Here is a 5,297-nt window from a genome sequence, read left to right as displayed (position 1 = left end):
CCGGCCGAGGCCTGGCTGCTCCCGACGGCGCGCCGGCTGTTCACCGAGGCAGTGGAGAAGGGGTGGGACGACAGGTATGGCGGCTTGATCTGCGGGGTGGATTTCAACCGCCTGCCCCTCAATCGGGACAAGGTCTACTGGGTTCAGGCCGAGAGCCTGGCCGCCGCCGCGATGCTCGGTGACCTGACCGGGGAGGCGCGCTACTGGCGCTGGTACGACAAGATCGCCAACTACTGCTGGCAGCACATGATCGATCACGAGCACGGTGGCTGGTATCGCATCCTGACCCCGGACAACCGACGCTACTCGCGGGAGAAGAGCCCGGCGCCCAAGACCGACTGCCACAATCTTTCCGCCTGCTACGACATCCTGCCGATCATGCAGCGACAGCACGGCGAGCGCGGAGCGGTGTCATCGCTATGACTTCCCGCCCGACGACGGCGTCTCGGCCGGCGTCGGCTCGGGCCCCTCGGCCGGGCTTTCGGTCGATGTCTCCTTCGCCGCCAGCAGCGCCGCACGCTCGTCGTCGAGGCGATGGCGAATATCGGTCCAGGCCGCGAAGGTGCTGAGATAGGCCTCGCCGGTCAGGTGGTCGAGGAAGTCGCTCTTGCCGAGCATGTCCATCACCGGCCCTTTCACCTCGGCCAGGGGCAGGGGGACCTTCGAATCCTTCAGGCGGGCGTTGATCGCCTCCAGGCTCTCCAGGGCCGAGGCGTCGATCAGGTTGACCGCCGAACAGATCAGCACCAGATGCCTCATGTTCTCGCGGTCGGCGAGCAGCCCGTAGACGGTGTCCTCCAGATAGCGCGCGTTGGCGAAGTAGAGGCTCTCGTCCACGCGCAGCAGGGCGATCTCGTCATCGACTTCCGCTTCGTGACGCTGGATGTTGCGAAAGTGCTCGGTGCCCGGAAGGCGCCCGACTTCCGCGGTGTGGGGCCGGCTGGTGCGGTAGAGATAGAGCGCCAGCGAGACGCCGACGCCGGCCATGACGCCGGCTTCCACCCCCTCGACGAACGTCAGCAGGATGGTGATCAGCATCGCGGAGAAGTCGCTTCGGGAGTAGTGCCAGGTCCGCTTGAGGCCGGGGAGGTCGACCAGCGTCATCGCCGAGACGATGATGCTGGCGGCCAGTGTGGCGATCGGCAGATAGGCGATCAGCGAGGTCAAGAACAGGATCACCAGCCCGACGCCGAACGCGGCGAATGCCCCGGCGGCCGGCGTGCGGGCGCCGGCGTCGAAATTGATCACCGTGCGCGACAGGCTGCCGGTCACCGGCATGCCGGACGTGAAGGCCGCCGCCAGGTTGGCGGTGCCGAGGCCGACCAGCTCCTGGTCGGGGGAGATACGCTCGCGTCGCCGCGCGGCCAGCATCTGCGCCAGCGACACCGACTCGATGAATCCGACCACACTGATCAGGAACGCCGGCAGCAGCAAATCGCGCAGCAGGCCCGGCTCGAACGACGGCAGGCTCAATGGCGGCAGATGTGCGGGAATGTCGCCGACCACGTTCACGCCATGAGCGGGGAGCTGCAACGCCCAGGAGACCAGCGTGGTGATAGCGACGGCCATGACCGGGCCCAGCCGCACGATGAAGGTCGCCTTTCCGGCGCTCAGCCCCATCTTCTGCAGCACCGGCCCTGCCCGCCTCATCACCAGCAGAAAGACCAGCGCGGCGGCGCCCAGTATCAGTGTCGGCCAGTGAACGCCATCGAGATGGGTCAGCAAATGCGCCAGTTGGTCGATCAGCGTGAATCCCGAGCCGCCGATACCGATCAGGCTGGCGAACTGGCTGGCGGCGATCAGCACGCCGGAGGCGGTGAGCAGACCGGAAACCACCGGATGGCTGAGGAAATTGGCGAAGAATCCCAGCCGCAGCAGGCCCATGACGGCCAGAATCAGGCCCGAGAGCATGGCGAGCGTCGTCGCGGCCTGGCTGTAGGCTGGGGTGCCGCTGACGAACAGGGGCGAGAGGGCGGCGGCGGTCATCAGCGAGACGATCGCCATCGGACCCACCGCCAGCGTGCGGCTGGTGCCGAAGATCGAATAGAGAATCAGCGGCAGCATGCTGGCATAGAGGCCGGTGATCGCCGGCAGCCCGGCGAGGATGGCGTAGGCCAGGGCCTGGGGGATCACCATCAGGGTGACGATGATGGAGGCCACCAGATCCTCGTTGAGCAGGTGGCGGTTGTAGTAGGGCGCCCAACTGATGATCGGGAAATAGCGTGCCAGACGGGCACGGAAGTGAATCTGTTCTCGCGTGTCGGTTCCCGTCAATCGGCGCCAAAGGCTCATCGTCTCGTCAGGCTCCCGGTAATAAGCTTATCGTCAAAAAGGATAATCAGGGCGGTAAATGGTGCGCGTACTCCGGGTCGCGTGCAAGTCACTGAGCGACTCCATTCCTGTTCTGGAAATGTTTTCTTTCAGAGCGCACGCTTGTGGAAGTCAACGAAGCATGGGGAGCCCGAAAAATGCATCGTCATCGATCCACAAGGAAAAGTCGCAACGCAGCTCACGGCTTGTGGCGATCCGACCAACGAGTCGACCATGCAACGAGCGTTGACCAGATCGTGCGGGCACTGCCCAACTCGCGGGAAGCTCGGGTACGGGGGTCGCTGGCAGCATCCCGTACAAAGGCGGATAATCGAAGGATCGGCAAAGCGGCAGCGGAGAACTCCAGCGAGAGTCAGCATGAAAAATGAGTCTGAAGACGTCGCAGCGCTGGGGCAGCGTATTGTCCAGGCGCTTTCCGGCTTTGCGGAAATAGAGCAACTCGTGCTGTTCGGTTCCTTGGCGCAGGGCTCTGGGCGGCCGGATAGCGATCTCGACCTGGCCGTTGATGTTGGCAGACCGCTGACGTCCGAGCAGAAAATCGCCATGATCGAAACCCTGGCGCTCGCACTGGACCGCCCGGTCGACCTCATTGACTTGAAGACGGCAGGACAGCCGTTACTGACGCAAATCGTGACCAAAGGGCGGCGTCTACTGGGTAGCGACAACGCTTGGGCCAAGATCATCTATCGCAACATCATCGATAACGAGGATTTTGTGCCGCTGCAACGCCGAATTCTCAAAGCCAGGCAAAAAGCATGGATCAAGCCCTGATCAATCAGAAACTCGAGTCTCTAAGGCGCTGCGTCGTGCGTCTCGAAGAGCGCTGCCCGGACAGCGCTGCCGCTCTGCAGGCAGATCTTGACGCACAAGACATACTGACGCTGAATCTGACACGAGCGATTCAGCTTTGCGTTGATATTGCCTCTCATTGGATCGCTGAGCACCATGAACTCACTTCGCCGATCACGATGGGGCAAAGTTTCGAGGTGTTGGCGGAGCGAGGAGTCATTGCGCGCGACCTGGCCGATGACATGAGAAAATCCGTGGGTTTTCGCAATATCGTGGTTCATAACTATGAAACCGTCGATTGGATGATCGTCTTTGCCATCTGTCACCGACATCTCGACCAGTTCCGACGCTTTGCCGCCGTTTTCATGGATAAGGAATGAGCGCCCTGTGGCGCTGAAACTGTCTTAAGGTTGATTGTCCGCCCATCACTTGCGTCACGGACCCGTGTCAGACGCCGGCATCTCCCGCGCCAGGAAATCCAGCGCTGCGGACTCGGCGCTGCCGCGAAACAGGAAGGACGTGATGTGGCCGCGGCCATTCATCCAGAGCAGTTCCACGTGGTTGCCTTTCGCCTCCAGCGCCTGCATGAAGGTTTCGGCCTGCTCGGGGGGCACGAGATCGTCCCAACTGCCGTGAAACAGAAAGAAGGGCGGTGCGTCGCGGTGGGCGTGGAAGACCGGCGAGGCCTCGGCGTAGGCCGTCGGAAGCTCCGCCTCGGTCCCATCCATCAACTGGATCAGCAGGCGACCGCTGTCCCACAGCCGCAGGTCCGCCGGCGTGCCGCCGGAAACCACCGCCGCGAAGCCGGTATCGCTTCCGCCATAGGGAGCGTCCAGCTCGCTATCCGTGCCTGCCACCAGCGCCAGCAGGCTGACCAGATGCGCGCCGGAGGAATAACCGAACCCGGCGATGCGCTGCGGATCGATACGCCATTCATCGGCATGGTCGTCGATCCAGTGTCGAGCGACCTGCAGATCGTGCAACTGGGCCGGGAAACGATACGCCGGCGCGAACCGATAGCTCACGTTGACCACCACATAACCCCGGCGCACGAACCGCTTGGCGATCGGGGTCATGTCGTCCCGGGAACGACCCTCCCAGCCGCCGCCGTGAACCATCATCACGGCGGGGCGTCGCGTTTCGCCGCTGCTCTTCGGCAGGTAGATATCCGCCTTCAACGGTTGCGGCCAGTCCGATGGCGTGTAGGTCCGGTTCTCCACCACGCGGTAGTCGAGATCGCGGGGCTGCTGCAATGTCGAGGGGAGATCTCCATCGGGAGCGTTGACGTAAGTGGTGCAGCCGGAGAGGAGAACGCAGGCAAGCAGCGCTGGCAGCAGGCGCCCCAGCGGTTTCATGACGCGGATTGGCATTCACGCACATCCCTGATCGTGTCTGGTGACTTCAGCGTACGAGGTCACTGCCCATTGCGCGAATCGTGGCCAACGGATGCGCAAGGATGAGTCAGGCGGAAGCGTCGACCAGCCGCCCCTGGTTTTCCGCGAACGCCTCGGCGAGTCGTAGCATCTCCTCCGCCGGTATCTGGCGGATGATGTCTCCCGTGGTCCGATCGATGACCTGGGTAATGACTCGGCTATCGAATTCGCTCAATTCGAAATGCAGCCCGTATTGCGACATGAGGCCGTTGAGCGAATGAAGCCGATCGCTCAGATAGCCGATTCCCGGCGCCGATCCGTCGAGTGCGGACATGGAAGGCGCGATTGCGACCGGCGGGGCCAGACCCGCCTGGCTCAGCAACGTTTCCAGTCTTTGACGGGGAGACCCGTCGACACCCAGGTTGAGAGAGAGCGAAGCCAGATCGATGGGGGTAGGCATGACCATCTTCCTCGAAGAGTCGACACGGAAAGTAGACGTCCAGGTTTCGTCATCGCTACCTGGACTCGGAGACAGGACAGGGTGAAGCAGGGGAGGGAGGCACGGGACGAGCAGGGGCCGCCCGGCTGCCGCCGATATCGAAAGTTCCCTGGAGCCATGCACCCTCGTGGCAGTGCAGGCTTGCCGTGGAAAGCCGACCGTCCAGACGGGCGCCCATTTCGATGACGACACGATCCAATACTTCCAGCCGACCCGAAGCGGTTCCCGCCAGATAGAGTTCGCGAGCCGCGAGTCGCGGTGCCACCCGGGCGCCTGTGCCGACCACGACCCGTTGACCGTCGGCT

7 protein-coding genes are annotated in these 5,297 nt (G+C 63.2%); 3 read left to right on the top strand and 4 right to left on the bottom strand.

Going from position 1 to position 5,297, the window contains the following annotated elements; translation table 11 throughout:
* Window positions 1–423: AGE family epimerase/isomerase (locus AC3AYF_RS17835; protein WP_295041055.1), on the top strand; the 423-nt coding region annotated here is incomplete at its 5' end.
* Here AC3AYF_RS17835 and AC3AYF_RS17830 read toward each other — a convergent pair.
* Window positions 418–2,292, bottom strand: coding sequence for a SulP family inorganic anion transporter (locus AC3AYF_RS17830; protein ID WP_487780115.1), 1,875 nt, complete (start codon window positions 2,290–2,292; stop codon window positions 418–420). The two genes, AC3AYF_RS17835 and AC3AYF_RS17830, sit on opposite strands and share 6 nt — an antisense overlap.
* A gap of 396 nt (window positions 2,293–2,688) precedes the next feature.
* Here AC3AYF_RS17830 and mntA point away from each other — a divergent pair, with 396 nt between their 5' ends.
* Together mntA and hepT are read left to right on the top strand one after the other, a co-directional pair.
* Complete coding sequence (mntA, locus tag AC3AYF_RS17825; RefSeq protein WP_295041057.1) at window positions 2,689–3,102, top strand: type VII toxin-antitoxin system MntA family adenylyltransferase antitoxin; 414 nt, start codon at window positions 2,689–2,691, stop codon at window positions 3,100–3,102.
* Complete coding sequence (gene hepT / locus AC3AYF_RS17820; RefSeq protein WP_295041059.1) at window positions 3,087–3,500, top strand: type VII toxin-antitoxin system HepT family RNase toxin; 414 nt, start codon at window positions 3,087–3,089, stop codon at window positions 3,498–3,500. The genes mntA and hepT overlap by 16 nt, the downstream gene beginning before the upstream one ends.
* Before the next feature lie 54 nt (window positions 3,501–3,554).
* Here hepT and AC3AYF_RS17815 read toward each other — a convergent pair whose 3' ends face one another.
* The 3 genes from AC3AYF_RS17815 to AC3AYF_RS17805 all read right to left on the bottom strand — a co-directional run.
* Window positions 3,555–4,490, bottom strand: a complete 936-nt coding sequence (locus tag AC3AYF_RS17815) for an alpha/beta hydrolase (RefSeq protein WP_295041061.1) — start codon at window positions 4,488–4,490, stop codon at window positions 3,555–3,557.
* Between the two features lie 91 nt (window positions 4,491–4,581).
* Entirely contained in the window at window positions 4,582–4,953 is a 372-nt protein-coding gene (locus AC3AYF_RS17810) for a flagellar protein FlaG (RefSeq protein WP_295041063.1), read from the bottom strand.
* A 55-nt stretch (window positions 4,954–5,008) separates the two neighbouring features.
* Window positions 5,009–5,297 (bottom strand): bactofilin family protein (locus tag AC3AYF_RS17805; protein WP_487780114.1); only part of this gene is annotated, 289 nt, incomplete at its 5' end.

The sequence above is a fragment of the Salinicola sp. genome, assembly GCF_982684285.1.
The sequence above is the reverse complement of the archived record's forward strand: the minus strand, read 5'-3'. Positions and strand labels throughout refer to the sequence as shown.

Coding starts and splice junctions, on each gene's coding strand:
- AC3AYF_RS17815 (WP_295041061.1), bottom strand. CDS start 4,490: ATGCCAATCCGCGTCATGAAACCGCTGGGGCGCCTGCTGCCAGCGCTG.
- hepT (WP_295041059.1), top strand. CDS start 3,087: ATGGATCAAGCCCTGATCAATCAGAAACTCGAGTCTCTAAGGCGCTGC.
- AC3AYF_RS17830 (WP_487780115.1), bottom strand. CDS start 2,292: ATGAGCCTTTGGCGCCGATTGACGGGAACCGACACGCGAGAACAGATT.
- AC3AYF_RS17810 (WP_295041063.1), bottom strand. CDS start 4,953: ATGCCTACCCCCATCGATCTGGCTTCGCTCTCTCTCAACCTGGGTGTC.
- mntA (WP_295041057.1), top strand. CDS start 2,689: ATGAAAAATGAGTCTGAAGACGTCGCAGCGCTGGGGCAGCGTATTGTC.